Origin of the sequence: Paraburkholderia sp. BCC1876, assembly GCF_902833695.1 — a bacterium.
Taxonomy (GTDB): domain Bacteria; phylum Pseudomonadota; class Gammaproteobacteria; order Burkholderiales; family Burkholderiaceae; genus Paraburkholderia.
This window is the reverse complement of record NZ_CADFGI010000013.1, coordinates 128,752-154,903: the sequence shown is the minus strand read 5'-3', so window position 1 is coordinate 154,903 and position 26,152 is coordinate 128,752. Positions and strand designations below refer to the sequence as shown.

Here is a 26,152-nt window from a genome sequence, read left to right as displayed (position 1 = left end):
TTTTGTCTGATGCTTTCTTTTTAAGCGCTTCTGAGCGCTGCGACGCTTAAATTGCGCGCATGCCAGACAACGCCATTCCGCCGGTTTGCCCGCGCACGTCGTCGAAATGTTGCGTGCGCAACACAGTTTCCGAAATTTCGAACACAGAAACGGCCTGCTTCAATTGCTGCGTCTGCTGATGCAGCGAAGCTGCCGCCGCCGCAGCCTGTTCGACCAGCGCCGCGTTCTGCTGCGTCATCTCATCCATCTGCACGACCGCCTGGTTGACCTGCTCGATCCCCGTGCTCTGCTCGAGCGACGACGCGCTGATTTCCGCCATCATCTGCGTAACACGCGAGATCGACGCGGACACGTTGCTCATTGCCTCGCCGGCATGCTCGACCAGCGTCGACCCGCCCTGAATCTCGGCGACCGATTCGCTGATCAGCGTCTTGATTTCCTTCGCCGACTGCGCGCTGCGCTGAGCGAGGCCACGCACTTCGCCGGCCACCACCGCAAAACCACGGCCCTGCTCGCCCGCGCGCGCCGCTTCCACGGCCGCATTCAGCGCGAGGATGTTGGTCTGGAACGCAATGCCGTCGATCACCGAAATGATTTCCGCGATCTTGTCCGAGCTCTGCGCAATGCCGCGCATCTTGTCGACCACCTGGTTGACCACTTCGCTGCCGCGCGAGGTCGCCTCCAGCGCGGTTTCGGCCAGCGAGTTCGCTTCGCGGGCGTGATCGGCATTCTGGCGAACCGTAGCCGTCAGCTCTTCCATGCTCGACGCGGTTTCTTCCAGCGAAGCGGCCTGGTTTTCAGTGCGCGCCGACAGATCGGCGTTGCCGGTCGCGATTTCGTCGGCGCCGAGGTGAATCGAGTCGGCGGATTCGCGCACGGTCTGCACGGTGCGCGCGACGCTCGCCTGCATCTTCGCGAGGCCCGAGAACAGACGGCCGATTTCGTTGGTGCCGCGCGACGCGATCGGCTGGTCGAGGCGACCCAGCGCAATACGGTCGAAGTGACGACCCGCTTCTTCCAGCGGCGCCACCACGCCCCGGCGCAGCGCTGCGTAGACGGCGGCGGTGCCGACCACCAGCAGCACCAGAATCGCGATGCTCACGCCGCGAAACATGGCCATGCGCGTGTCGATCGAATCGAGCGATGCACGGCTGGCGGCATTGCCGAATTGCACGAAGTTATGCGACTCGACGAGGTAAGCGTCCTGGAACGACTGGGTCGGCTGATCGAGGAACGCCTGAATGTTGTTGCCATCGAGGAACTGCACGAGCTCCGCGAGCGCGTCGTGGAGCTTTTTATACCGGTCGGCGAGCGCGGCGGCGCGCGCGCTGTTCTCGTCGCTGGTCTTTTCGGCGCTCATGAAAGCGGCGAAAGACTGATCGGCGACCGTGAGCTGTTCGCGGGCGTGCTGCACGATGTCGGCCGGCTCGCCGCCGCCGCGCACCATGCGCGTACCGGCGCGCGACAGGTTGATTCGCGCATCCATCAGATGCTGGGTCGTTTCATTGACCGCGTCGACCTGCTTCAACGCGATATTCGACAAATCGCCGACGTCGTCATGAGTACGCGTGAGCGACCAGAACCCCAATCCCACCGTAACCAGCTGAAAAACGCAGAACGCGGCCAGAACACACAACAGGCCGGATGCGACCTTGATCTTGCTGAACATCGTGGACACCTGAAAGCAAAGAATGACGGGAGTTACGTCAGGGTTAACGGCAAGGCTGAGCTTTGCTTGAGATCAATGTCGGCAAAGATCGTCTTACCACCCATTTTCATCGTCCAACTTCGCAATTCCGGTCATTTTGCACAACAATGCCGTGCATATCTTTCCGATTCACCTTGACGTGACACATCAGCGCTTCCTAGAGTGGGTAGGGACTGCACAGCGCACTCCCGTGCGGATCTCACTGCGGGCCTCGCCCCAAGGAATCACGATGACCGACCTCCTCGACCGGGCGCGCGGCGCGCTGCATGCCCAGCCGTTCAGCATGCTCCTTGGCGCCGAGTTGATGCACACCGCCAGCAACGAGCTGACGCTGTGCCTGCCGATCCGCGACGAATTGCGGCAACAGCACGGCTTCGTGCATGGCGGGGTCATCAGCTACCTTGCCGATAACGCGCTGACGTTTGCCGGCGCGCTGTCGCTGGGGCCGAGGGTGGTCACCGGCGAGTTCAAGATCAACTATCTGCGTCCGGTGATGAACGGCACGCTGATCGCGCGGGCCAAGGTGGTGTTCGCGGGGCGCTCCCAGGCGACCTGCCAATGCAACATCTATGTGATGGACGGCGACCGCGAGAAGCTGGTCGCCGTGGCGCAGGGCACGATCAACCGCATCGGCGAGTCGGGCGAGCACGAGCCGGCGGCGTAAGAACACCAGCCCTCCGCGCCAAGATGACAAAGGCAAAAACAAAGGCCGTTCCGGCTTGACGCCGGAACGGCCTTTGTACTTTCTGGTTACACTGCCGGTCGCGCTTTGAGTCGTGCCCGCAGCGCGGCCCCAAAACCCGCGCGACTTACTCCGCCGCGTAAGTCTTCTGCGTCTGCTCGCCGAGACCTTCGATACCCAGGCGAATCGTCTGCCCCGGCTTCAGATACACCGGATTCGGCTTCACGCCCATGCCGACGCCCGGCGGCGTACCGGTCGAGATCACGTCGCCCGGTTGCAGGCTCATGCACTGCGACACGTACGAAACCAGCTTGGCGACGCCGAACACCATCGTCTTCGTGCTGCCGTTCTGATAACGGTGACCGTCCACCTCGAGCCACAGGCTCAGATTCTGCGGATCGGCCACTTCGTCGCGCGTGACGACCCACGGACCGATCGGGCCGAACGTGTCGAAGCCCTTGCCCTTGTCCCACGTGCCGCCGCGTTCGATCTGCCATTCGCGTTCCGACACGTCGTTGATCACGCAATAACCGGCGACGTAGTCGAGCGCGTTGGCTTCGTCGACGTATTTAGCCGCCTTGCCGATCACCACGCCCAGTTCCACTTCCCAATCGGTCTTCTTCGAACCGCGCGGAATCTCGACGTCGTCGTCCGGACCGCTGATCGCGCTCGTCCACTTGTTGAAGATGACCGGCTCGGCCGGCACCGGCAGATTCGATTCCGCCGCGTGATCCGCGTAATTCAGCCCGATGCAGATGAACTTGCCGATCTTGCCGACGCACGGCCCCATGCGCGGATTGCCTTCCACCACCGGCAGCGAAGCCGGATCGAGCGCGCGCAGTTTTGCGAGACCTTCATCGGTCAACGCCGCGCCGTCGATATCGGCAACCACGCCGGACAGATCGCGAATCTTGCCTTGCGCGTCGAGCAAGCCCGGCTTTTCCTGGCCTTTCGGCCCATAACGAAGCAGTTTCATCGTTGCACTTTCCTATCGTTCAAGGGTGTTCGGTTCGTCAATCCGTGCGTGTCAGTTCGACCAGCCGCCGTCGATCACGTGCGCGTGGCCCGTGGTGAACGACGATTCGTCGGACGCGAGATACAACGCCAACGCGGCGATTTCTTCCGGCTTGCCGATGCGGCCCATCGGCTGACGCGCGACGAAGGCGGCCTGCACGGCGTCCAGCGTCGCGCCCTGCGCCTGGGCCTGCGCGACGATTCGCTGTTCGAGCGACGGCGAAGCCACCGTGCCCGGGCAAATCGCGTTACAGCGTACACCACGTGTGATGAAGTCCGCAGCGACCGACTTGGTCAAACCGATCACCGCCGCCTTCGACGCGCTGTACGCAAAGCGGTTCGGCACGCCCTTCACGCTCGACGCCGCCGACGACATATTGATGATCGATCCGCCGCCTTTCTCCAGCATGGCCGGCAGGAACGCACGGATCATCCGGTACATGGCTTTGGCGTTGAGGTCGAACGCGAAGTCCCAATCCTCTTCGCTGCAGTCGAGAATATTGCCCGCATGCACGAAGCCCGCACAGTTGAACAGCACGTCGATCGGGCCGAGTTCGGCGGCCAGTGCCTTGATCGCCGCGCCGTCGAGCACGTCGAGCCGGCGTGCCTCGACCGGCTTGCCGGCGAGCCCGTCGATGCGGATATCCGTCGCGATCACGCGTGCGCCTTCGCGTGCGAAGAGTTCGGCGGTCGCGAGGCCGATGCCTTGTCCCGCCGCGGTAATCAGGGCCGTCTTGCCAGCCAGTCTTTGTGTCATCTACGACTCCAGTTGAATGGGCTTGTCTCGTTTCGCTGCGTCAGTTCACAACCGGTAAAACGCCGTGGCATTGCCGCCGAACACCGCTTCGCGTTCGTCGTCGCTCAACGACGCGAGCAAGGTGGTCGCCACCGAATGCCACAGCAAATAATCGCCGTTCAGATCGAGCACCGGCCAGTCGCTGCCCCACATCAGGCGCGCCGGGCCGAACGACTTCAGCAGATGCTCGACATAGGGCCGCAGCGTGTCTTCGGTCCACCCAAGCGACGCTTCGGTGACGAGGCCCGACAGCTTGCAGTGCACGTTCGGCAATGCCGCCAGCCGCGTGATCGCTTCAGCCCAACCTGCGAAGCCCGCGCGGCCATAGCGGATCGGCGGCTTCGCGCCATGATCGACCACGATCCGCAGCGCGGGAAAACGCGTCGCGAAGGTGTTGAAATGCTCGACATGGCGGGCGTAAATCAACGCGTCGAACGTCAGGTCGTGCGCGATCAGTGCTTCGATCGCCGGGGCGAGATCGGGATTCGCGATCCATGTGTCGTCCGGCAAATCCTGCAGCATCGGCCGCACGCCTTTGAACTTCGGCTCGTGCGCGAGCGCCCCGATCAGCGCCGGCGCGGTGGGCAATAGCAAGGGCACCCAGCCGACCACACCGGCAATGGACGGCTCATGCCGCGCGACGTCCAGCAAATAGCGTGTTTCGTCGATGGTCGGCGCGGCCTGCACCACCACCGTTCGCTCGATGCCCGCGCGTTGGCGCAACGGTTTGAGATCCGCCGGTCCGAACGGGCGGTACAACAGCTTCAGTTCCGGCGTCAGCCACTCGTAGTCGCCGCGAGCGGGGTCCCAATAGTGCTGGTGGGCATCGATTGCCATTGTCAGATTAGTCCTCGGGCGCGGGCGCGCGGCTGTCGAGCAAGCCTTCGCCGCGCAACGCGGACCACAACGCGGCGGCGATCGGCTGCTCGAACGACGCGACGTTCTCGCGCAATTCGTCGGCACTGCGCGCGCCGGTCAACACGGTGGCGACCGCCGGGTGCGCATACGGAAACTGCAAGGCTGCGGCAGCAAGCGGCACGCCATGGGCGCGGCACACGGCGTCCAGCCGCGCGACGCGCTCGATTACTTCGCGAGGCGCTGTGCCGTAGTTGAATTTCAGATCGCCCTCGACGCCGCGCGCCAGAATGCCCGAGTTGAACGCGCCGCCTAACAGGATGCTGACGCCGCGCGTTTCACATGCCGGCAACAGGTCGTCGAGTGTGGTCTGCTCAAGCAGCGTATAACGGCCCGCGAGCAGCGCGCAATCGATATCGAACTCGGCCATCGCATCGAGTATTACCGCGCCTTCGTTGACGCCGAGCCCGACGGCCTTGATCGCACCCGACGAGCGCAGCGTGTCCAACGCGCGGAAGCCGCCGCCTTCAGTCAATTGCCGCCAGTAATGCGGATGATTGTCGCCATGCGTCATGCGGCCAATGTCGTGCACCAGCAGCATATCGATCTCGACGATGCCGAGGCGCTGCTGGCTATCTTCGAACGACCGCAGAATACCGTCGTAGGTGTAGTCGTAAATCGCTTCGAAGGGCAGCGGGTTTTGCCAGCCTTCCTTGTCGTCGAACGGCGTGGTGCGCGGCACGAAGCGGCGCCCGACCTTGGTCGACAACACGTATTCGCTGCGTGGATAGCGGCGCAACACGTCACCCAGACGATGCTCGGCCTTCGTGTTGCCGTAGTGCGGTGCGGTGTCGAAATAGCGCACGCCGGCGTCCCACGCGGCGGCAATGGTGGCGTGGGCTTCTTCGTCGGATAGATCGCGGTAAAGGCCGCCGAGCGGCGCCGTGCCGAGTCCCAATCCACTCACTTGCAGCGCACCGCGACCGATGCGGCGCCGCTGCCCGATCTTCGAACCGATCGTTGCCGTCATGGAGCGCGTCTCCTGTTTTTTTACGTTTTAACATGGGCGGGCGAGATTTGCCCGCAGCTTGCCTGGCCTGCTATGAGTGACAACGCCCCATGCGCCGCACGGTGTAGCGCGGCGCATGGCGGATTGCCGGAAGCTCAGTGTGATTCGATCGCGACGACCCGATGCGTCGACGCGGCGCCCGACGGCAAGCACGCCGGCCCAACCGGTTCGAAGGTCTTGTAAGTCAGGATGAACTCCTGGTGCCCAAGCGTCTCCGATTTCGACGCCGTGCCGCGCGACACCGCGACCGTTTGCTCGAACACTTCGCGGCCCACTTCGTCGAGCGTGCCGCGGCCTTCGAGAATCCGGCCCGCGTCGACGTCCATGTCGCCCGCGAGATTGCGATAGGTCGCGGGATTCGCGCACACCTTGATCACCGGCGAGATGGCCGAGCCGACCACCGAGCCGCGTCCGGTGGTGAACAGAATCACGTGCGCACCGCACGCGATCAGCTCGCCGATTTCGGCGTTGTCGCTAATGTTGGGAAAGCCGAAGCGCGGCTCGCCGTCCGGCACCACGTCAAGCAGATAGAGGCCGCCGGTCGGCGGAATATCGCCGGGTTTGATAATGCCGACAATCGGCGACGCGCCGCTTTTCGCGTACGCGCCGAGCGATTTTTCTTCCTGTGTGGTGAGGCCGCCGTCCGCATTGCCGACCGCGAAACTGCCATGGCCGAGTATCGAGTAATAGCGCGCCGCCTTTGCCACGCAAGCCACGATTTCATCGCCGAGTTCCGGCCGCGCCGCGCGCGTCTTCATATGAAATTCGCAGCCCACCAGTTCGCCGGTTTCTTCGAAGATACAGGTTGCGCCCGCATCGATCAGATGATCGAACGCGCGGCCTACCGCCGGGTTCGCGGTGATGCCGCTGGTGCCGTCCGAGCCGCCGCAAATCGTGCCGATCACCAGTTCGCTCAGCGCCATCGGCACTTTCGGTTGCGCGGCGAGTTGTTCGCGCACGCCGCGAATCCAGTCGACGCCATATTGAATCGTGCTGCGCGTGCCGCCCTTTTCCTGGATCGTCAGCACTTCGACCGGACGGCCGCTTGCGCGCACCGCGTCCACCAGATAATGCTTGTTCATGCTCTCGCACCCGAGCGACACGAACAGCACGGCGCCCACGTTCGGATGCGTGGTCAACCGTTCGAGCATCGTCTCGGCGTAACTATTTGGATAGCAGCCGGGAAAGCCGATCAGATGCACCGGCGGTTCGCGCTCGGCGGAAGGATCGTCGAATGCGTCGAGCGGCTCGCGGAACTGCGTGACGATTTCACGCGCCACGTGATGCGCGCATTCAACCAGATACGCTACCGCAACCACGTTGCGGATGCCTTTACGGCCGTCATTGCGCGGATAGCCTTGCAGCATTGGCGGCGCGCCGGCAGGTGCTACGGAAATGTCAGTCATGATCGTTCCAGCGCGGCGCTAGGCCACGTCATTGTGCCCGTTTCAGTGATGGACGAACTCGTGGCCCGCGTCGTGCGTATAGGTCGGCAGGTAATCGCTTTCGAGGTTGTGCGTATGCAGATGCGCGCCACGCGCCACCGCGTCCGTCACGTGACCGATCACCGCGCCGTAGCGCAGCACCTTGTCGTCTTTCGCGAGAGGATGACGTGCGACCTTGTGACCGAGTTCAATGGTTTTGGCGAGCGTCACGCGTTCGCCTTCTATTTCGACCGGCGTGCCTGCGTCGAGACGCGCCGCCGCGATCAGGCAGTTGTCGGCGGGACTGAGCAGGATCAGACGAGGATCGGTTTGCACGGGTTGGCGGGTCAAATGAGTTCTCCGGATAACGTGCGCATCAGTTCTGACCTTCGCCGCTAGCGAGCCGCGCCACCATCAGCGAGCCCAGAATGATCGCGCCGTAAATGGCCTGAATCCAGAACGACGGCACCTGCGCGAGCGTCAGCAGGTTCTGCACGACGCCGAGCAGCAGCACGCCGGTGAGCGCGCCGAACATCGTGCCCTTGCCGCCGTCGAGTGAAATACCGCCGATCACCGCCGCAGCGAACACGGTGAAGATCATGCCGTTGCCCTGGTTCGCGTTGATCGCGCCGACGTAGCCGGTCACGATCAAGCCGCCTACCGAGGCCAGCATACTGCCGAGCACGAATACGCCCCACGTGATGCGCTCCACGCGAATCCCCGCCGCGCGCGCCGCCTCCGGATTGCCGCCGATCGCGTACAACGCACGGCCCAACCGGTGATAGCGCAACACGAACGCGGCGATCGCGAAGGCCACCGCCGCGAGCCAGACGGACAACGGCAAGCCGAACACGATGGTGGTGGCGAGCGAGAAGAACGACGGCGGCATATCGAACAGCGTGCCGCCTTTGGTCGCACCGACCAGCATGCCGCGCAGCACGATCAGCATGGCCAGCGTGACGATGAAGGCATTCAGCCGCAAGCGCACCACCAGGAAGCCGTTGATCAAGCCAATCACCGCGCCCACCGCTACGATGGCGAGCAGGCCGACTGCCGCCGGCCACTGCGTGCCGAAGCCCGCAGACGCAGCCGGCATCACCAGCATTGCGCCGACGGCGGGCGCGATCCCCACGGTCGACTCGAGCGACAGATCGAATTTGCCGGTCAACACGATCAACGATTCCGCGAGCACCACCAGCGCGAGCGCCGCCGACGCGCCCAGCACGCTGATCAGATTCGCCTTCGTCAGAAAGCTGGGGCTGACGAACGCGCCGATCACGAGCAGCAACGCGAGCGCGGGCAGCAAGGCCAGTTCACGCAGCCGCGCGAGTTCGGCGCGCGCGCGTTTGCCGCGCGTCGCGGCGGCAACAGCCTGCGTCGACCCTGAGGCTGGCGCGGTGCTGAATGCGGGACTGGGCACACTATTCTTCATGGAGACTGACTCCTTCAACGGATGCGATCAGGTCGTGGTCCTGCCAACCCGCGGGAAATTCGGCCGCGACACGGCCACGGAACATGACCAGCACACGGTCACAGGTACGCAGATCGTCGAGTTCGCCGGACACGACCAGCACGGCCTTGCCCTCTTCGCGCACGCGATCCACGACGGAGAGCAACGCTTCTTTCGATTTAACGTCGACGCCCGCGGTGGGGTCGATCAGCACGAGCACGTTCGGGTTGGTGGCGAGCGCGCGCGCCATCACCACTTTCTGCTGATTGCCGCCCGATAGCCCAGACACGATGTGCTCCGGACCTTGCGCGACGATGCCGAGCGCGTCGATCATTTTCTGGCCGAACGCGTTCTTCTTCGCGGGCGGCGCGATGCCGAATTTGCCGAGCAGACGCGCGATGGTCATCGACGCGTTTTCCGCAACCGATTGCGTCAACACCAGGCCTTCGTGATGGCGATCCTTCGGCACGCAGCCGATGCCATGCGCGAGCGCAGCGGGCACATCGCCGGGCGGCAAGACCGCGCCGTCGACGCTGATCGTGCCGCGTTTGGCCGCGCGCAAACCGGCAATCGCTTCGGCGACGCTCGTGCGGCCGCTGCTCGTCGCGCCGGTCAGGCCGACCACTTCGCCGCGCTTCACGGTGAACGACACCTTGTCGTAATCGGAACCGGCAAGGTCTTTGACTTGCAATGCAATTGCCGTATCGGCGGGCAACGCGTCGCGCGCGGCCGCATCGGCGACGGCGAGGCCGCCGCGTTCGCCCGTCATCGCTTCGATCAACTGTTCGCGCGGCAACGCGGACACCGGCGCGCTGACGATATGCCGCGCGTCGCGCAGCACCGTCACGGCCTGGCAAATCTCGTACACCTCTTGCAGATGGTGAGAGATGAACAGGAAGGTCACGCCTTCGCGCTGCAATTCGCTGATACGCCGGAACAGGCGCTTGATTTCGTCGCCGTCGAGCTGCGCGGTCGGTTCGTCGAGAATGATGAAACGTGCGCCGTACGACAGTGCGCGTGCGATTTCCACCAGTTGCCGCGCTTCCACGCTTAGATCGCCGGCGCGCGCATCTTCGCGCACGTCGATCTTCCAGTGGTCGAGCAGTTCGCGCGCGTCGCGATGCATCGCGCGCCAGTCGATCACACCGCCGCGCGACGGCTGCCGGTTGATGAACAGATTCTCCGCGACGCTCAGATCGCGGATGATCGTCGAATGCTGATAGACGCAGGCCACGCGTTCACGCCACGCGTCGCGATCCGCAATCGACGGCGCCGCCGCGCCGCCGAAACGTACCTCGCCGGTATCGGGCTTGCGCAGGCCGGTGAGAATCGACACCAGTGTCGATTTCCCCGCGCCGTTGCGCCCGACGAGTGCATGCGACTCGCCAGGCATCACGCGAATGCTCACGTCGTTCAGCGCGGCCGTCGAGCCGTAGCGTTTGGTGACGCCAAACGCTTCGACCACCGGCACGGAGGCTGTCGGCTCGCTCATGTGACCGCTCATTTGACGGTATTGCCCCACAAGGCTTTATCGTCGACATTCGCCTTCGTCACGAGCGGCGCGGGCAGTTGGTCTTCGAGAATCCCCGGCGCCAACTGGATGATGTTGCTGCCGTGATCGGTCGGGCCCGGCTTGAAGGTTTGTCCCGCCAACGCGGCCTTGATATAGAACAGGCCGTATTTCGCGTACGAATCGGCGGGCTGGGACACGGTCGCGTCGATGTCGCCGCGGCGGATCGCATCAAACTCCTGCGGGATGCCGTCGTTGCTGACGATCACGACGTGCTTCGGATCGCCCACGGGAAACAGCATCTGTTTGCGGCGCAGCGTTTGCAGCGTCGGCGACAGATACACGCCGCCCGCTTGCATGTAGATCCCCTTCACGTCGGGATTCGCGGTCAGCAGACTGTCGAGCGCGGTGGCCGCCACGTCGCCCTTCCAGGCCGCCGGAATTTCCAGCACCGTCAGGCCCGGATAGCCCTTCATGCATGAGCGGAATGCTTCCGACCGGTCGCGCCCGTTCACCGACGCCAGATCGCCCATGATCTGCACGACCTTGCCCGACTTCACGTGATCGCCGATGTATTTGCACGCCTTCTCGCCATACGCGCGATTGTCGGCGCGCACCACCATCGCGACTTTGCCTTGCGTCGGCGCGACGTCCACGGCCACTACGGGGACGTTTTTCGCCGCAGCGGCGTCGAGCGCGCGGCTGATCGCCGCCGAATCCAGCGGGCCGACCACGATGCCCTTCGCACCGAGGTTCAGCAGGTTGTTCATGTCGGTGATCTGCTGCGCGGGATCGCCGTTCGAGTTGACCGGCGCGAGGATATCGAGGCCCGAGTCCTTCGCGTACTTGGGCAGATAGTTGTTGTACGACTGCCAGAACGGCGACGTGAGCAGCGGCAGATCGAGGCCGATCTTGCCGGTATCGGCCTGGGCTGTACCGGCAGCGCCGAGGCTGGCGATGCACGCCGCGGCGGCTATGGCGAAGAGCGAACTGCGGAACGAACGGCGGACCGCGTGCGGCCCTTTGGCGAACGACATGGTTGTCTCCTATGTCGGAGCACGGAGTTAGTGCGTGTGCACTGACGCCGGCCCCAAGGCACTGCGTTGTGGGAACGGCGTGGACCGGACCTTGGCGGCCGGCACTTCGTCCTGCGCTTTCTTATCGTGTATTGGTGTGCGTCTATTCACCAATGAACGTATTATTCATATACGGACTTTTCGAAGTCAAGGAAAGTGCACTGCAGCATGCCCCCGTGTTTTCCCTGGACATCGGTCCGCTCGCTAGAGATTCACCACGCACTTACACTCACGCGCCAGATAATGAGAAAAAGCCACGGAACCTCGCTCACCATGGACGCAGACGACAAAGACGACGCCGACCGATACCGCGCCCCCGCGCTCGACAAGGGCCTCGATATTCTGGAATTGCTCGCCGAGCAGAAAGACGGACTGACGCGCGCCGAAATCACCAAGTCGCTGGGACGCAATGCCAGCGAGATGTACCGGATGCTCGAACGTCTGGTTGCGCGCCAGTACGTGGTGCGCTCGGCCGCCGGCGATCGCTATTCGCTGAGCCTGAAGCTGTATGCACTCGCACACCGTCATCCGCCGATGAACCGTCTGATCGCCGAAGCCTTGCCGCTGATGCAGCGCTTCGCCGATGCTGCCGAACAATCGTGTCACCTCGTGGTGTACGACCGCGGCAATCTGCTGGTGATCGCCCAGGTGGATGGACCCGGCACGTGGGGCATGTCGGTGCGGCTCGGCTCGCGGGTCGGCTTGATCGACACCGGTTCAGGACGCGTGATGCTCGCGTTTCAAAGCATCGAACAGCGTCAGCAGATGCTGGCCGAACACACCCGCGTGAAGGGCGAGGTCACGATTGATCGCGACGCGCTCGAACAGGCCTGCGAGCGGATTCGCACGGCCGGTTTCTCGCAGAAGGACAGCCAGCAGACCTTCGGCGTGACCGACGTCACGTTTCCGATCCAGGGGCCGGCTGGCCAGGCGATCGCGGTGCTCACCTGCCCGTACCTGCGACGTATCGACGAATACGTCGCGCCGACGCTGGAAGCCGCGACCACACTGCTACGCGAGACGGTGCAAGCGTTGTCGATGTTTCGCGAGGACGTCGGCTAGCGCGACGTCCGGAGAGGGCGTCGTCGAACCGTGCCGCGTCGAAACTTCGTCAAAAATCGGTCGCTCGCGCACATGGTTTAGAATGGCGACCCTCTCAAATTTAAGCCGCATGGGTTCGCTCATGCGCGCGCATCGATAAGCAATGGCGAAACTTCTGACCGATTCCGAATTCCAGCGTTTTTCCGAACTCCAGCAGAAGCAGTCGAGCTTCACGATCACGCCCGAAGAAGCCGACGAACTGCGCGACATCGTCGCGCATGCGCAAAAGCGCCGCGACGACCGCGCTGCGGCGATGCAAAGCATCGAGACGTTTATTCAGCAATTCGACATCAGCCCGGACGAGCTGTTTTCGGCCGAGCAGATCGGCGACGCCGCGCGCATGTTCGGTCTGATTCCGGCCGCCAAGAAGGAACGCGTGCTGCCGCCGCAGTTCACGTTCAACGGCAAGCCGTATCAGTGGACCAACCGTGCGCTGCCGGACGATATTCGCGTGCCCCTGTTCGACGCGTTCAAGGCCGGTGAATCGGTGAAGTCGTTCATCGCCACGCTGAAGGATGCGAACCGTTGCGCGGCGACGATTGCGCGTCTGGAGCGCGAGACCGGCGCCGTGTATGCGGATGCGTGGCTGGAAGAGTTGTCGGTGACGCGTGCGCAGGTCGATGAGGCCGTGGCCAAGCTGCCGGCTTAAGCAGGTTGTGTCGTAGATGTAGCGTCGAGTGAGGCTGTGCAAGTCTCACTCGACGCTATTTTTTTGCGCCGACTTGGCGGTGACGTTGGTCGCTTCGGTCGCTTCGGCCACTTCGTCTAGCGCCATGCGGAAGCCGACCACGCTCGGGTCTTCCGTCGGCGTGACGGTGAAACCGCAGGCTTTGGCGAGCGCGATCATCGGACCGTTTTCCCGCAACGCCTCGCCCACCAGCCAGTGGGTACCGCGCGCCCGCGCGTATTTGATGATGCGGTCCATCAGCAACTGACCGAGCCGCCGGCCTTTCTGGTCCGAGCGCACCGCCACCGCGAATTCAGCCGTTTCGTTGTCGGGATCGGCCACCGCGCGCACCACGCCGAGCGTGCGTGTGAAACCTTCGGCGCTCATGACGGTAGCGATCAGCGCCATCTCGCGGTCATAGTCGATCTGCGTCATGCGCGCGAGTTGCGAGTGGTCGAAACTGCCCACTGCGCCGAAAAACCGCAGGCGCAAATCTTCCGGCGTCATCGCTTCGACGAAGTCATGATGCGCGGCCTCGTCTTCGGGACGGATCGGCCGCACCGTCACCTGCAAACCTTGCCAGTCGAGCGTCTCTTCGAAGCGGCGCGGATACGGCACGATCGCGAGCCGGCTGCGCGTGGCGGCAATGCTTAGCGTGGGGTTGACGACCACCACGTGTTCCTTGAAAACCCGCAGCGTCAATGCCAGACCCACGATTTCCTTGACGTCGCACACTGCCTGCGAAAGCGCCGTCAACGCGGCCAGCGCCGGCTCGGGCGACACCAGCCGCGCATAGCGCGAACGTGTGACGATGTCGCGCGCCAGCATCGGATTCAGCGGTGGCAGGCCGTAGACGCGCAGCGCTTCGGATACGCCATCCACCGACGGCGCGACGAAGCGGAAGACCGGGCCGAAGTTGTCGTCGTCGTGAAGTTCAACGGCAATGTCGACGACGGGCCGCGTGGACGGTGCGGCGTCGCTTTCGGCGAAATCGGGTTGCGCCTCGACCCGCAAGCCGAACCGCCGGAGAAAGGTCATCGCCGCCGCGCCGGTGAGTTGGCGCTCACCGGCCGTCAGCGCCGCGCGCGCTTGCGCCTGCGCGGCGTCGATCGCCGCCGGAATCTGCGCCGGCAAACCTTCCGGTGTCTGCATCAGCAATTCGCGTCCCATCCGGTAATCGATCAGACGAGCGAAGGCGCGGGCGAGCCGCTGCGGCGTCGTATGAACCGGAATGCCCTGCGCGTGCAAGGCGTCGCGCGTGGCGGCATCCACGCCGCCGAAGAAGCACGCCAGCAAGCCACGGTACGCGAACCGCTGGCTTGCGATCAGCGCCTGCGCGACTTCGCCGACCGGCGCGCCATGCGTCGATGCATGCACGACGAATGCCGTGCCGGTGCTGCGATGGTCCGCGAGCAACTTGAGCGCGGTGCCGAAGTGCTCCGGCCGGGCGTCGTCGCCCAGTTGCAGCGGGTTGCCGCCCACCGCGTGCGGCAACACCTGGCGCAGCGCCTCCGACGCTTCGTCGGGCCACGGCGCGAGCGTGTCGCCGGCGGCCGCGAAGGCGTCGCAAGCGAGCGTGGCGAGGCCCCGGTCGCTGGTGATCAGCGTCGCCGTCGCGCCTGCCGCGACGCGGCCCACGCCGAGCGTTTCGATTTCGTCGAGCAGATCGTCGAGCGCGTCGACGCGCACCATGCCGGCCCGGCGAAACGCGGCCGTGTAGAGCGCATCGGCGGGATCGGCGCGCCCCGAACGCAACGCCAGCACCGGCTTGTTGCGCGCCGCCGCGCGCGCCGCCGACATGAACTTGCGTGCCGCCCGCACACTGTCGAGTTCGAGCAGAATGGCGCGCGTGCCGGGATCGCTCGCCAGATAATCGAGGACGTCGCCCGCATCCACATCGGCCTCGCCGCCCAGCGCGACCGCGTGCGAAAACCCGAGCCCTCGCGCATGCGCCCAGCCGAGCACGGCATTGGTCAGCGCGTTCGACTGCGAGACCCACGCAACGCCGCCCGCCTTGACCGTGCACGACGGCGCGCCGAGATGCGCGCGCAGCGCCGGCGACACCACGCCGAGACTGCCAGGTCCGACGATCCGCAGCAGATGCGGCCGCGCAGCCGAAAGCGCGTGACGCAACGCGAGCCGGTCGTCATCGCTGCGCGCCTCGCCGACGATAATCGCCGCCCGCGTGCCCAGCCCGCCGAGTTTGTGGATGATGCCGGGCCACGTGGCCGGCGGCGTGCAGATCACCGCGACGCTCGGCGCTTGCGGCAGATCGCCGACGTCGCCGATCACCTTGTGGCCGCCCAAGGTCGCGTGATTCGGATTGACCGGCCACAGCGGACCGTCGAAGCCGCCTTCCAGCACGCGCGCCCACACCATCGCGCCGGTGCTGCCCGGCCGCTCGGAAGCGCCGATCACGGCGACGGATTTGGGTCGGAATAAGGCGTCGAGGTTGCGGACGGTCACGGGCGCTCCGTAGAGTGGGAAGGCGCGGCGGCCTGATCGCCGGACGCGCGTTTCGTCAGGATAGGCGAAGTCGGGCGCTTGCGCGGTGCTTCGCGAGCGCTCGCGTGACAAGTTGCGGTTTCCGCTTGATGTTCATCTTCATGCCACGGAATTTTTTCCGATGCCCCAAGCACAATATCCAGCGCCAATGCGACAATCCCAAGCGATGCCAACCGGCACGCTTGAATAAAGACGCGAGCCGATCACGGTTCGCGCGGCGCGTGGGAGACAACGCGCGGTCAGTACGCAGTACGGCCATCCATTCCGCAGTGCGGCTCGCACCCTGACCCGCCCGCACCGCATGACTAAAGAAATAGAAGGTGATGTATGCGACGCTTGCCCTCGTTGATCGCGTTGCGCTTCTTCGAAGAAACGGCCCGCCATATGAGCTTCAATCGCGCGGCGACGGCACTGTGCGTGACGCAAGGCGCGGTGAGCCGGCAGATCAAACTGCTCGAGGAATCGCTGGGCGCGAAACTGTTCGAGCGCGATCACAAAGGCATTCGGTTGACGCCGGCCGGGTTGCAGCTCCTGCCGTGCCTGTCCGAAGCGTTCGACACCATCGAGCGTGGTTTCCGGCAGATCACCGCGGCGAAGGGACGGCGACGCCTGGTGGTCGCCGTGCCGCCCACGTTCGCGACGCAATGGTTTTCGCCGCGGCTCGGGTCGCTCGCGGTGGAACTGCCTGACGTCGAACTGTCGATCCGTACCGATCCGACCAACGACTGTCATTGCAACATCCGCTTCGGCCGCCATGCGCTGCCCGACGCCCATTCCGAATTGCTGATGATCGAGCGTCACGTGCTGGTCGGCGCGCCGCGCCTGCTGGGACAACCGCTCGATCAACTGCTCGAACAGATGCCCGCGCTGCATGTGCTGCATAACGATGCCCGGTTGGATCTGTGGCCGAACTGGCTGGCCATGGCCGGTTTGCCCGCGCATTACGCGGAAAACGGTATCGAGTTCTCGACGTTGGAACAGGCGATTCGTGCCGCGCGCAAAGGCGCGGGTTTGGCGATCGTCGATCGGAACATGATCGTCGAAGAACTCGCGGATGGAAGTCTCGCGCAGTTTTCCGATATCGAAGTGGCGGGGCCGTTTGGGTATTGGTTAGATGTGGCGCAACGTCATGCGGAGCTTGAGCATGTGCAGGCGTTTGCGGGGTGGATGCGGGAAGAGGGGTTGAAGGTGGGGTGATGGGGCCAGAATTCCGCACGATATTTGCGGCGATTTCTCAAAAACCTAAGAATGCTCCGATTTAGTTTGAGATGCGGACGGACCAAAATTCTGGGTAGTCACGGCACTCGCCGTGGTGAGGCCGAGAGGGCATCAAGGACCAAAGTTGTCGCGCGTATCGGTCACGACGTGAGGCACGAGGGCAAGTCTTCTCGCACAACAGCCCCGATCTGTAGGTACCGAAGATGCTCTCTCTTGCAAGTAGAACACGCGCCACCGCGCGCTTTATTGTGCTTGCCATTTTTGCGCTTGGCTGGACCGCCAGTGCTCACGCGGATTGCCCCACCACCGGCCTGCCGGCAACCTTTACGTATGGGACTGTGGCCGTGTCCAATTCGCTTGTCGCTGGCGATACGATCCCAGGCACCGTTAAGAGTTTCACGCTGTCAGGGCAATGCACGAGTTCTACAACATTCAACATACCGGTCGTTGTCTGCGCCTCCGGCCAAACACCGGTGCCGGGGATGCCTGGGGTCTTCACGACAGGGCTAACCGGAGTGGGTATGCGCATGCGAAACAGCCAGGGAGTCGCGCTCAATCCGTCAGGGACCTGTGGTGCCGATTCGTCGTTAGGTAATACCACCTCCAATGGGAGTTTCAATGTCTCCGGCACCGTTGAACTGGTGAAGACCGGCAGCATTACTGGCGGCACAATCACGTCGGCGCAGTACATCAGTGGTGTCCTGAACACCAATATCCCGCTCAACAATGGCTCGAACAAACTCACCCTTACGACAGGCGCGATTCGTCCCGTCACTTGTTCGGTCACGGCCGATACAGCCACCCAAACCGTCGCGCTACGTCCCGTTAGCGCGTCCGCATTCCCAGCCGCAGGTTCTACGGCAGCAAATGCGCCGTTCTCGATCGGTCTAAGCTGCCAGGCTGGCGTCTCAGTTGCCGTCACCTTTTCGTCAGCGTCCGGCTCATCAAGCCTGCCGAACGTCATCGCGTCGAACGGCACGGCGACTGGCATAGGCGTGCAATTGCTCAATGCCTCTCATTCGGCAATTAAGTTGGATAGCCCACTCCAATTGACTTCCGGCACCACAGGCAATGCATCGTTCCAGTTTTTCGCGCAGTACTATCGTTTGGGTGCCGCATCCGTGGCGCCAGGCAGCGTCAATGCCGCGGCTATATTCATGATGACCTATCAATAGTCAAGTTAGCCAATAAAGCAAAAGGCCCCGTCAAAAAGACGGGGCCTTTTGCTTTGCGGTGAGGCGCCGGCACGAGCCGAAACCGGGCACTAACTTCAATTGTGACGTTACAAGAAAGTCTTCCGCTGGGCACTCGATAAGTGGTTGATTGATAGTAAAAGGGACTTCACCGCCCGCATGGGAAGTTTTCAGTTACTGGAAACCCCGCCGTCCTGGCCGGTTGAAAACCGTGCCAAAAAAGTTTTCAGCTGAACGCAGCCTACTGCTGTCATGATGACTGGGATGCCCATTTGGCCCATCATGAGCTTTCCACGGGTCAGACGCGCGAGAGCCACAAACAATGGCGTCGACGTCACTGCGGCCATGACCTCACTCCCAAATCGAGCCGCATCTTTGGCTGGACCGAATTTCCGCTCTGGGGTCAGCCCGCAGCAGTGGCAATAACCGTAAGTCCAGACACAAACCTTTCTGCGAGGTCTTCTGCATCGATAAGGCCCTTGTGTTCAGTCGCACAATAAAGGAGTTGTGACTTCGTCAGTGCCCCGTCCACTGCCCACTGTCATGGACCCACCGAACCCTCCGGCAATAGAACTGCTCGTTCGATACGGACCTTCGTTGACAAGTTTGTCAATGAATTTAATTACCGCAGAGGAAGACTCGTTCAACCCAACCCGAGCTTTTTGTCGCAATCTCCATGCGGTGAGCGGAAGCTCTGCCGGCCAGTGCTCATATGCCCATTTCGCCCTGCGGCACTGAATAGCCTCGACCGTTTCGGTCAGCAAAGCCAGCGCAGCAGTTGTCTTCGGAAGCTTTTCATCCCTGAGTTGGATGGACAAGGAACGGTTATCCATAAGCTTCTTGATAGCCGTTTTCGTGACTCGCTGCGGAGGTTCAATAGCCTCAATCTTCGCCGCTGCCTGGCGCGCCTGCGCACTAAATTCCTCGTCACGTGCCGCCCAGTCGACTGGCCCCTTATAAGCACCCTTCGTCGCCCTTGAGGTACGGCCAATCATACTCAAACGCATCTTTCGCGCTAGTTGATTCGTTCCATTGTGACTACGACGCCTATCGGCCCCCGCGAGTATCCGACGAGCAATCTTTAAATCAACACCCAACATCCTGGCGACAGCTGTATGCGGATATCCCTTGCCGACAAGCTCGTGTACCTTTTTAGCAAAGACGTCACCGTATTTTGTAACCCGCATTTTGACAGGCTGCCCAGCTTCGTCTATGTCGTCTAGGCGGGCCGTGAACTCGTAGCCGCACTCGCAGAGGAACCGTCCCGCTCGCTTCCCAAGCTTGTGATGCCTGAGAATCGTATAGCTTGTTATTGTTGGTGTACCAAAATGGTCAGCCGCAGGATTCTTACAACGCCAAGGCCCGCTGCAAATGGTCACTTTGTCGAGAGTTCTATTCACACAGTCGTCGAGGAAGTGAGTCACTAACATCCGACGCAACGGATGATGATTCCCCTCCCGTACTTTGACTGTCTCTCTAAGCCAGTTGTGGACGTATCCCTCCTCAAATTCGGAATCAAGAAACCCGAGCAAGCGGCTACCATAAAATTCTTTGAATTTTTCATCCAGTTTTAAGCAGTCAACCATATGACTGTTTTTCATAAAACCAGCGCGGTGCAATTTATCAAGGTACAGCGCCCGCTGCTCATCCAGGGTGTTGGACAACCTCCCCTCAAGCAAAGCAACCCCCAGTTCCGATATATTCAACAAAGAAGCCTGCTCGCGGCTTGATAGTCCGTTGAGATAGGGTCGCGTTGCCATACGCAAGTCTGCGCCGCGCTGCGCAGACTGGCCTCCATCGATAGGCCGCGTTTCGATTTCCGTCTCAACAAGAGCGATGGCGTGGCGAACGCAAAAATGCACACCTTGTAACTGATGCGACCGGCGCCAGTACGTTTCCCCTCGAACCGTGGCGTCTTCGTCCAGACAGGCTAGACAAGCACGCATATATTTCGGCGCCGGAATTCCACTGAAAGCTAGTCCTAATCTACTGAACACGCTCCCACGGAACGAGACCTCACCCTTCATCGCGACTGCTAAGGCTCGCTGGCGCTCTGGACCTACGAACGCCGCGTAGTACGGGAAGAGCGTTCTATTCCAGATAAGTTCGTCAGCTGTTTCCGAGACCAAGTTACCAACACGCTGCTTAAAGGCCTCCAACCGAAGCGGAAACTCAACGGCAACATGACAAACTTTCTCGCCGTACACTTCTCGAAGTGTGTCTATCCACGACCTAGACATCGTATGGCGATGATAGCGGCCAACGGCACTGCACAGGAGTTCGTCTTCGTGGAATGACGGAAAATAGCCAATCATCAGGAAAACTCCCAAATCCCAAGGATAGTGAGGGGTACGCGCGCAACGCCTGATGGCAATGGCGTGTCATATGCGTTCGCCGCCCAAGAACGCGACATCGTATGCGAGCGGTATCTGGTAACAGAACTACACCAAAGCTCGTTCTGATAGAGTGCGGTGAAGCAAGTCAACATATCACCTCCGCTCAAGCCGCGAGCAAGGCGGACGGCCCGCAAATCACTCCAGCTCTGGCAAGTGCGTCATATGCCACGCCGTCGCTGCCAACCGTCGACGCGATGCGCCGCAAATCCTCCGAGGGAAGACGGTCTATATCGACCGCAGCTTTCTTCCGGCCCGCTCCCGACCTTGGCCGGCCTCGCGACGGCGACACCGCCCCTGACTTCATTTCCGAAACCGCGATATCTCCTCCTGAAGTGCCGAAAACCACATTGGCAGCTAACTCCGCACTCGCGGCATCCATCCCAGCGTCCTTCATCAGTTGGAGCATCTTCGCTCGGCGTAACTCCTTGTCGTCTTCCATCGCACGACGCAGTTCGATGACGTCAATCTTTTCCTGTAGAAGCAACTGCTCTCGCGCTAGCTGCTGCTCGAAATCCAGCGGCCGCAGGTCATCGAACTTGGCGATGCGCAAGATGTCTCCCGACTTTAGTGCTTCCAGCATTGGCTTAAGCAGCTTGAACTCTTCGTCAGCCACATGGTTCATCAGTTCCGGGGTCACTGCTTCCACCTTATTGGCCATCGCACGGTACTGCGAAAGCATGTAGAGCTTCACAGCAAGGTCGACCACGCCTTGGGTACGCTCATAGAATACGTCGGCCACTTCCGGCGTAAAATCAGTCTTGTTCCTTGTCCATTGATAGCCCCAGAGCGTCTTCATCAAATAGTGCCATTCCTCGTCACGCTCGAACCGTGGCCATACGAGTGCCCCCATGCCCGCCCCGCGTCTTGCCTGACGAAAATCAACCTGCAGCAAGTGTTGTGCTGACATGGTACCGACAAGGACAATCGGCGCTTCCGATAGATTAACCAGGGTAACGAAGAAGTTGAGCATTTTTACGATGCCCTGCTCGCCAGCAGGACGAATATGCTGAAGCTCATCGAAAACGATAAGGCCAATCGCGTGCAGACGGGCAATCTGAGCAACTTCGAGCAGCCGTTGCTCGGTTGTCACGCCCTTGCCTCCGAAGCGGTGCGCGTAATCGCTGCCTAATACCTTGTCAACATTTTTGAAGAACGATAGGCAGAGCTGCTTCACACTACCGTCATGAGGGCACTCAACGATAAGCCACGGAATCTGATACACCTGGTGCAGTGGGTGCCAGATAACCTGGGGGTAGCGGGCGAGGCTTCGCTTCAAAGAACGAGTCTTGCCAGTGCCTGATACGCCGATGAGAGACATCGACATCGACGGGGACGGACTTGCGAGCAAGCTTCCATCGAAGGCTTCCCCTTGGCTCAGTTGATAGATGTACTGCATGCGCGCCCTGAGTTCGGGCGTCAAAGGATTACGCTTTCGATACCCCGCACGCATCAGCATATCGACGCGCATGCCAATATCAATATGTCGCCCAAGCGGCTGAAAAAAATCGAATAGTCGCCAAATCATCTGGCCACGTACGGCCTTGGGTAGCTCGCGCTCTGACTCCGCATAGGGCGGATACTCCTGCAACGTTGAAAGTAGCTGCTTTTGTGTGGCCATTGCGGGCAGCGCTTCAATAAACGGATTGCCGGCGTACTCTGGTAGCGTGGCAGGAATATATTGGGCCTCGACAGCGGCGCAGTTCGGAAGCGGTCCAGAGTTATGCGGGGTGTTATTCATCTTTTATTCGTCGTCGGCAAGGTTGAAGATGGAAGGCATCGCATAGCCAGTTTTGGGCTGTGGCGTGATTGACACAACATTGTCGGACTCGATGGGCGCAGGCTTCGCGAAAGAGAAGCTCTCGACCTTGCGCTGTTCCTTGCGCTCGCGCTCGCCGTTTTCCTTGATGTTCCCGGTGCGCTCAGCCTTACTACGTCTGTCCGGTCCTGCATTGTCCTTTCGATTTCTCGCCTGTTCGACGATGCGGAAAATTTCTTCCTCGCGATTGATTTTCTCTTCAAGAACGCCATGTGCGGCTGCCGCGACACCTCGCCTCGACTGCCGCTGCATGATGAGCAACTCCTGGAGAGACAGGCCATATTGCTCGCTGTCCCTGGTAGTCAGACGACAGACCTTGAAAAGCTTCCTGTCTTTCGGGTTATGAAGGAGAATTTCGTTGAGGTTCCGAGGGTCGTATGAGATATCGACCTTCCAGCTTTTGTCACGACGCGCCCTAGAAAACCACCCTTGCTCCAATGCGTATGGACATGAATACTGGCGCGAATGAAACTCGATGCCGGAAGCAGTAACGGTGGCTTGAGCCGTGTGCATCAAGGCGAACCGTAAGGTATCTGAACTATACGTTCTCAAGGCACCGGAACGCTTTCTGATGCCCCATTTCCAGAGTTCATTTGGCGAGGGCACTACACCCTCCCGGGTCATCTCTACCGTCATCGGATAGCCATCGATGATGGACGCATTGTGCTCAAGAACGGAATGGATAACCACGCGAGTAAAGTCGTCGAGCGTCAGCGTAGCGTCGAGGCGATAGTCGTGACCTCCGCGCTCCAGGTAATCGACATCGATATAGCCATCTACAAATGGCGCGAATTTCGCCTGCAGAGAGCCAAATTGACGCTCAACAATACCCTTCCAGTCCGCGCGGTAGGGAGGAGCATTCTCAACAGTAACGTGCAGCACATTCGATAGCCGCTCCGCGAGCTTCGATTCAAGCTCGCCACGGTCACCGAGAAGGACATTGCTCAAGCTTTCGCAAGGCCACTGCGCCGGTTCAATTCCGATACCGTATTGCTCACAGAATTCCATCTTGTTCGAGCCGGCATTGAGTAACGCCATGAGTGCCGCCGTCCAGGACGGTCTTTCAATGCCAACATAGATGCCCGCAATCATGCGGGACCAGACGTCAATGACGACATAGAGCACCGGGCGCCCGATAACGTCCTTGGGGTTGACCTTCGAAACCAGATACACGTCGGCGATGGTCGCGTCAATCTGATAACGAAACCCCGGCCCAATGGCTTCATCCGTGGAATTGCCAAGAAGCGGGCGCAGCGTCTTTTCCCAGAATTTCTTCCCTTTACGCGCACTCACTTCACGCTGCAGGTCCCGACGCTTCCGATACCAATAGTCAAAGGTACGGTACGATGGAATGTGGTCGACATCGCGAAGAATAAGACGCGTCCCCTCTTCCGCGACGTGGTCAGAGTAGAACTTTCGCAGCATTGTGCGCCACACGCCGCGTAGAGTTGCCTTCGCGTTTCCCATGAAGTAGTTCTTGATTGCAACCTCGAATATTTTCCTGACAGCCTCGTCGGCGTTCATCCCTGTTCCCGGACTGATGAAGCGTGGCCGACCACGCTTCGCACCGCTGGTTGCCTTGTCTTTTCCTGCCCCGCCACATTTATCCCAGTCGCCGAGCAGAGCATTGCGAGTCATGCCACGCTTCCAGTAGTCCAGCATCCAGTTGCGCACAGTATCCGGGTGCACATCATGAACCGTGGCCGTACTCGCAACCATTTGCGCACGGATATCCGAAACATAGACCCCAGGTTCTTTGCTAACCAGACTTTCAATGCATGACCAGGCGCGCTCCCGCCGGTCCCGCGAAGCCTTGCTAAGCGTCTCTTCGACTGGGAGCCGGATGAACGGGTCATCGGCGACCATCTCCAGCTGCCCGTCATTGCGGAGCGTCTCCCACTGGGACCGCTGGACCCACTGAGGCATGTCCCGTTTAGCATCAACATCGATTGCGACAAGCGCATCGGCTGACGGCGACACCCAAAGTACTCGCATGCGAGTACTTGTTTCGGTCAGGTTCACCAACTCGTTCCGCAGAAACGTCATGAGCATCCCTACGCCGCGTTTAAGGCCTGGCCAGCGTCGTCTGAGCCAGTCATCAGTTCGCGAAATACGGCTTCGTCAAGCCTGAGGGCCCCGACCTCTGCCTGCCAAAGCTTCGTTTGCACTGCTGTAGTAAGCGCACGGCGTGCAAGCAGGTGTCGCGCCACCATCAGGTGCGTGCCGTCCATGCAGTTGTGTTGTACATCGAGGTGACTGCAAGCATCGTTCAACGGCATAGAGCGGTAAGTGTCCGAATCGACCGCCGACGCGAATCTGTACTTTGCATCGGCGAAAAAACCAAATCGTGGCTCCTCGACCCCGCTCAGGTCCCAGCAGCCGTGCATCCAGTCGAGCGCCTCGACTCGGTCCAGGGGCAATTCACGCTCGGTGCTGATATGCCATTGAACGTTGCCCTGCGCAGCCCAATAGCGTCGTTCAATTTCGAGCTTCTCGATAACCCGGGCATCATTCAATTTCTCGGCGGGCTTGATTGCCCACGCGACAAGCTTTCGATTTGCACCAGAACCGAGAAAAACCAGGAAGTCGGTCGTCATCACCTCGAGTTCATCGCTGCGAGGATTCTTTGGATGCTTGATACCTGCGTTCTCTGAGATTTCCCTTGTCTTCTCGAAATCGAGCGGAAATTGTTCGCGGATATCAGTGACTTCAGTGGCCCAGTCGAGAAGAAGGAAGTGTCGGTACTCGATGTCCGACAGGAGATGGTGGACGCGCTTCGTTTTCCATCCGTAGGCGCGATGAGCACGGCCGTCGCTGGGCACATCCTGGATGGTCAGCCACGGCTTGTAGGTGGCGCCGCTACCCTGGCCACGCCCTTCCTTTATAAAACGCGCAATTTTGGCGCTATCGATTACGTATCTGCGCTTCGCCACTACGCAGCCCTCCCTAAAATCAGGTGGGCATAGCAAGAACGGCGGCAGCGGATGATATTGCGTACGCGCGAGGTCCCAAACCAAGCACGCCGCAAGAGCTTTGCGGTATTTCCGAACACAAATTCTCCCAAACGCCTGGACGAAATCCAGGCGAAGTTGCCTTAACGATTTGCTTGTGTCGGGCTGAACTGACCGCCCGTGAGGTCGGGGGGAATTTGTGCGTTGGCTGGGGAGAATTGCAGATTGCTCTGCCTATCTTCGCGGTCTGATGGGCAGCTGACCCGTTTGTCCACATAGGTAGACGCGACCACGAAGTCAATCGACCTCCCTTATACGCTACCACAACACAACGTCGTTTAACAAGTTAAACGAAGAAACAGCCCTTGGATGACTAAAAGAAACTGATTCTTTACAGACCATCATCACGACAACGCCCTGCTAATCGATGGCCGTCACCGTTTCGAGGCTTGCGCCGGACAGTCCAGCATAAGCAACGGGCTCTCTCTGGACGGTTGCCCCGCAATCCATTCGACCGAAACCCGTCGCGACAATTGGAAGACCGACGAGCTAGCTGATGAAAGAGTCTCACTATTGAGGGCCGCCGAAGGGCCGCGTTTTGTCATGTACGAAATTCGCACGAAGCAAACAATCGTTCGAAAAAATCTCTTGCCAATCAACAACGTAGTCCTCAATAAGGTTCGCTAGCCGAAGCATGTCCTCAAGGCATCGGTTATAGCAG

The 26,152-nt window shown here is 61.1% G+C and carries 21 protein-coding genes; 5 read left to right on the top strand and 16 right to left on the bottom strand.

Features of this window, described 5'->3' with window-relative positions; translation table 11 throughout:
• Nucleotides 1–46: 46 nt before the first annotated feature.
• On the bottom strand, nt 47–1,669 hold the full coding sequence (locus HWY05_RS33030; RefSeq protein WP_176060993.1) for a methyl-accepting chemotaxis protein: 1,623 nt from the start codon (nt 1,667–1,669) through the stop codon (nt 47–49).
• A 268-nt stretch (nt 1,670–1,937) separates the two neighbouring features.
• Here HWY05_RS33030 and HWY05_RS33025 point away from each other — a divergent pair, with 268 nt between their 5' ends.
• Nucleotides 1,938–2,372 carry a PaaI family thioesterase gene (locus HWY05_RS33025; RefSeq protein WP_035560908.1) on the top strand — a complete coding sequence of 145 codons (435 nt, stop codon included), beginning with the start codon at nt 1,938–1,940 and terminating at the stop codon, nt 2,370–2,372.
• Between the two features lie 145 nt (nt 2,373–2,517).
• Here the strand turns inward: HWY05_RS33025 and HWY05_RS33020 are convergent, their stop codons facing one another.
• The 9 genes from HWY05_RS33020 to HWY05_RS32980 form a co-directional block, all read right to left on the bottom strand.
• On the bottom strand, nt 2,518–3,366 hold the full coding sequence (locus HWY05_RS33020) for an ureidoglycolate lyase (RefSeq protein ID WP_176060992.1): 849 nt from the start codon (nt 3,364–3,366) through the stop codon (nt 2,518–2,520).
• Nucleotides 3,367–3,417: 51 nt separating this feature from the next.
• Nucleotides 3,418–4,161: an SDR family oxidoreductase gene (locus HWY05_RS33015; protein ID WP_176060991.1), complete on the bottom strand. Its 744-nt coding sequence runs from the start codon at nt 4,159–4,161 to the stop codon at nt 3,418–3,420.
• Nucleotides 4,162–4,206: 45 nt separating this feature from the next.
• Entirely contained in the window at nt 4,207–5,037 is an 831-nt protein-coding gene (locus HWY05_RS33010) for an amidohydrolase family protein (RefSeq protein WP_176060990.1), read from the bottom strand.
• Nucleotides 5,038–5,044: 7 nt separating this feature from the next.
• Nucleotides 5,045–6,085, bottom strand: a complete 1,041-nt coding sequence (locus HWY05_RS33005; RefSeq protein WP_176060989.1) for an aldo/keto reductase — start codon at nt 6,083–6,085, stop codon at nt 5,045–5,047.
• A gap of 134 nt (nt 6,086–6,219) precedes the next feature.
• Nucleotides 6,220–7,530 carry a UxaA family hydrolase gene (locus HWY05_RS33000; protein ID WP_176060988.1) on the bottom strand — a complete coding sequence of 437 codons (1,311 nt, stop codon included), beginning with the start codon at nt 7,528–7,530 and terminating at the stop codon, nt 6,220–6,222.
• 42 nt (nt 7,531–7,572) lie between these two features.
• The gene (locus tag HWY05_RS32995; RefSeq protein ID WP_035560891.1) at nt 7,573–7,899 is read right to left on the bottom strand and encodes a UxaA family hydrolase; all 327 of its coding nucleotides are present in this window, start codon (nt 7,897–7,899) and stop codon (nt 7,573–7,575) included.
• A gap of 25 nt (nt 7,900–7,924) precedes the next feature.
• Nucleotides 7,925–8,980 carry an ABC transporter permease gene (locus tag HWY05_RS32990; RefSeq protein WP_035560888.1) on the bottom strand — a complete coding sequence of 352 codons (1,056 nt, stop codon included), beginning with the start codon at nt 8,978–8,980 and terminating at the stop codon, nt 7,925–7,927.
• A complete protein-coding gene (locus HWY05_RS32985) occupies nt 8,970–10,490 on the bottom strand; it encodes a sugar ABC transporter ATP-binding protein (RefSeq protein ID WP_156126780.1) in 1,521 nt (506 codons plus the stop codon). Before HWY05_RS32985 ends, HWY05_RS32990 begins: the two co-directional genes overlap by 11 nt.
• Before the next feature lie 8 nt (nt 10,491–10,498).
• On the bottom strand, nt 10,499–11,545 hold the full coding sequence (locus HWY05_RS32980; RefSeq protein WP_035560882.1) for a sugar ABC transporter substrate-binding protein: 1,047 nt from the start codon (nt 11,543–11,545) through the stop codon (nt 10,499–10,501).
• Between the two features lie 312 nt (nt 11,546–11,857).
• On the opposite strand from HWY05_RS32980, the gene HWY05_RS32975 reads away from it, so the two are divergent.
• Together HWY05_RS32975 and HWY05_RS32970 are read left to right on the top strand one after the other, a co-directional pair.
• Nucleotides 11,858–12,646 (top strand): IclR family transcriptional regulator, encoded by a 789-nt coding sequence (locus HWY05_RS32975; protein ID WP_035560879.1) that lies wholly within the window; start codon nt 11,858–11,860, stop codon nt 12,644–12,646.
• A gap of 142 nt (nt 12,647–12,788) precedes the next feature.
• Nucleotides 12,789–13,334, top strand: coding sequence for a hypothetical protein (locus HWY05_RS32970; RefSeq protein WP_176060987.1), 546 nt, complete (start codon nt 12,789–12,791; stop codon nt 13,332–13,334).
• Between the two features lie 45 nt (nt 13,335–13,379).
• Here the strand turns inward: HWY05_RS32970 and HWY05_RS32965 are convergent, their stop codons facing one another.
• A complete protein-coding gene (locus HWY05_RS32965) occupies nt 13,380–15,818 on the bottom strand; it encodes a GNAT family N-acetyltransferase (RefSeq protein ID WP_176060986.1) in 2,439 nt (812 codons plus the stop codon).
• 366 nt (nt 15,819–16,184) lie between these two features.
• Between HWY05_RS32965 and HWY05_RS32960 the strand changes: the two genes are divergently transcribed.
• Nucleotides 16,185–17,054 carry a LysR family transcriptional regulator gene (locus HWY05_RS32960; RefSeq protein WP_176060985.1) on the top strand — a complete coding sequence of 290 codons (870 nt, stop codon included), beginning with the start codon at nt 16,185–16,187 and terminating at the stop codon, nt 17,052–17,054.
• 224 nt (nt 17,055–17,278) lie between these two features.
• A complete protein-coding gene (locus HWY05_RS32955; protein ID WP_176060984.1) occupies nt 17,279–18,250 on the top strand; it encodes a fimbrial protein in 972 nt (323 codons plus the stop codon).
• A 188-nt stretch (nt 18,251–18,438) separates the two neighbouring features.
• Here HWY05_RS32955 and HWY05_RS32950 read toward each other — a convergent pair whose 3' ends face one another.
• The 5 genes from HWY05_RS32950 to HWY05_RS32930 form a co-directional block, all read right to left on the bottom strand.
• Entirely contained in the window at nt 18,439–18,615 is a 177-nt protein-coding gene (locus tag HWY05_RS32950; RefSeq protein WP_176060983.1) for a hypothetical protein, read from the bottom strand.
• 138 nt (nt 18,616–18,753) lie between these two features.
• On the bottom strand, nt 18,754–20,583 hold the full coding sequence (locus tag HWY05_RS32945) for a TnsD family Tn7-like transposition protein (protein ID WP_176060982.1): 1,830 nt from the start codon (nt 20,581–20,583) through the stop codon (nt 18,754–18,756).
• Nucleotides 20,584–20,767: 184 nt separating this feature from the next.
• Nucleotides 20,768–22,402 (bottom strand): ATP-binding protein, encoded by a 1,635-nt coding sequence (locus HWY05_RS32940; protein WP_176060981.1) that lies wholly within the window; start codon nt 22,400–22,402, stop codon nt 20,768–20,770.
• Between the two features lie 3 nt (nt 22,403–22,405).
• A complete protein-coding gene (locus tag HWY05_RS32935; RefSeq protein ID WP_176060980.1) occupies nt 22,406–24,502 on the bottom strand; it encodes a Mu transposase C-terminal domain-containing protein in 2,097 nt (698 codons plus the stop codon).
• Nucleotides 24,503–24,534: 32 nt separating this feature from the next.
• Nucleotides 24,535–25,413, bottom strand: coding sequence for a TnsA endonuclease N-terminal domain-containing protein (locus HWY05_RS32930; protein WP_176060979.1), 879 nt, complete (start codon nt 25,411–25,413; stop codon nt 24,535–24,537).
• Between the last annotated feature and the right edge of the window lie 739 nt (nt 25,414–26,152).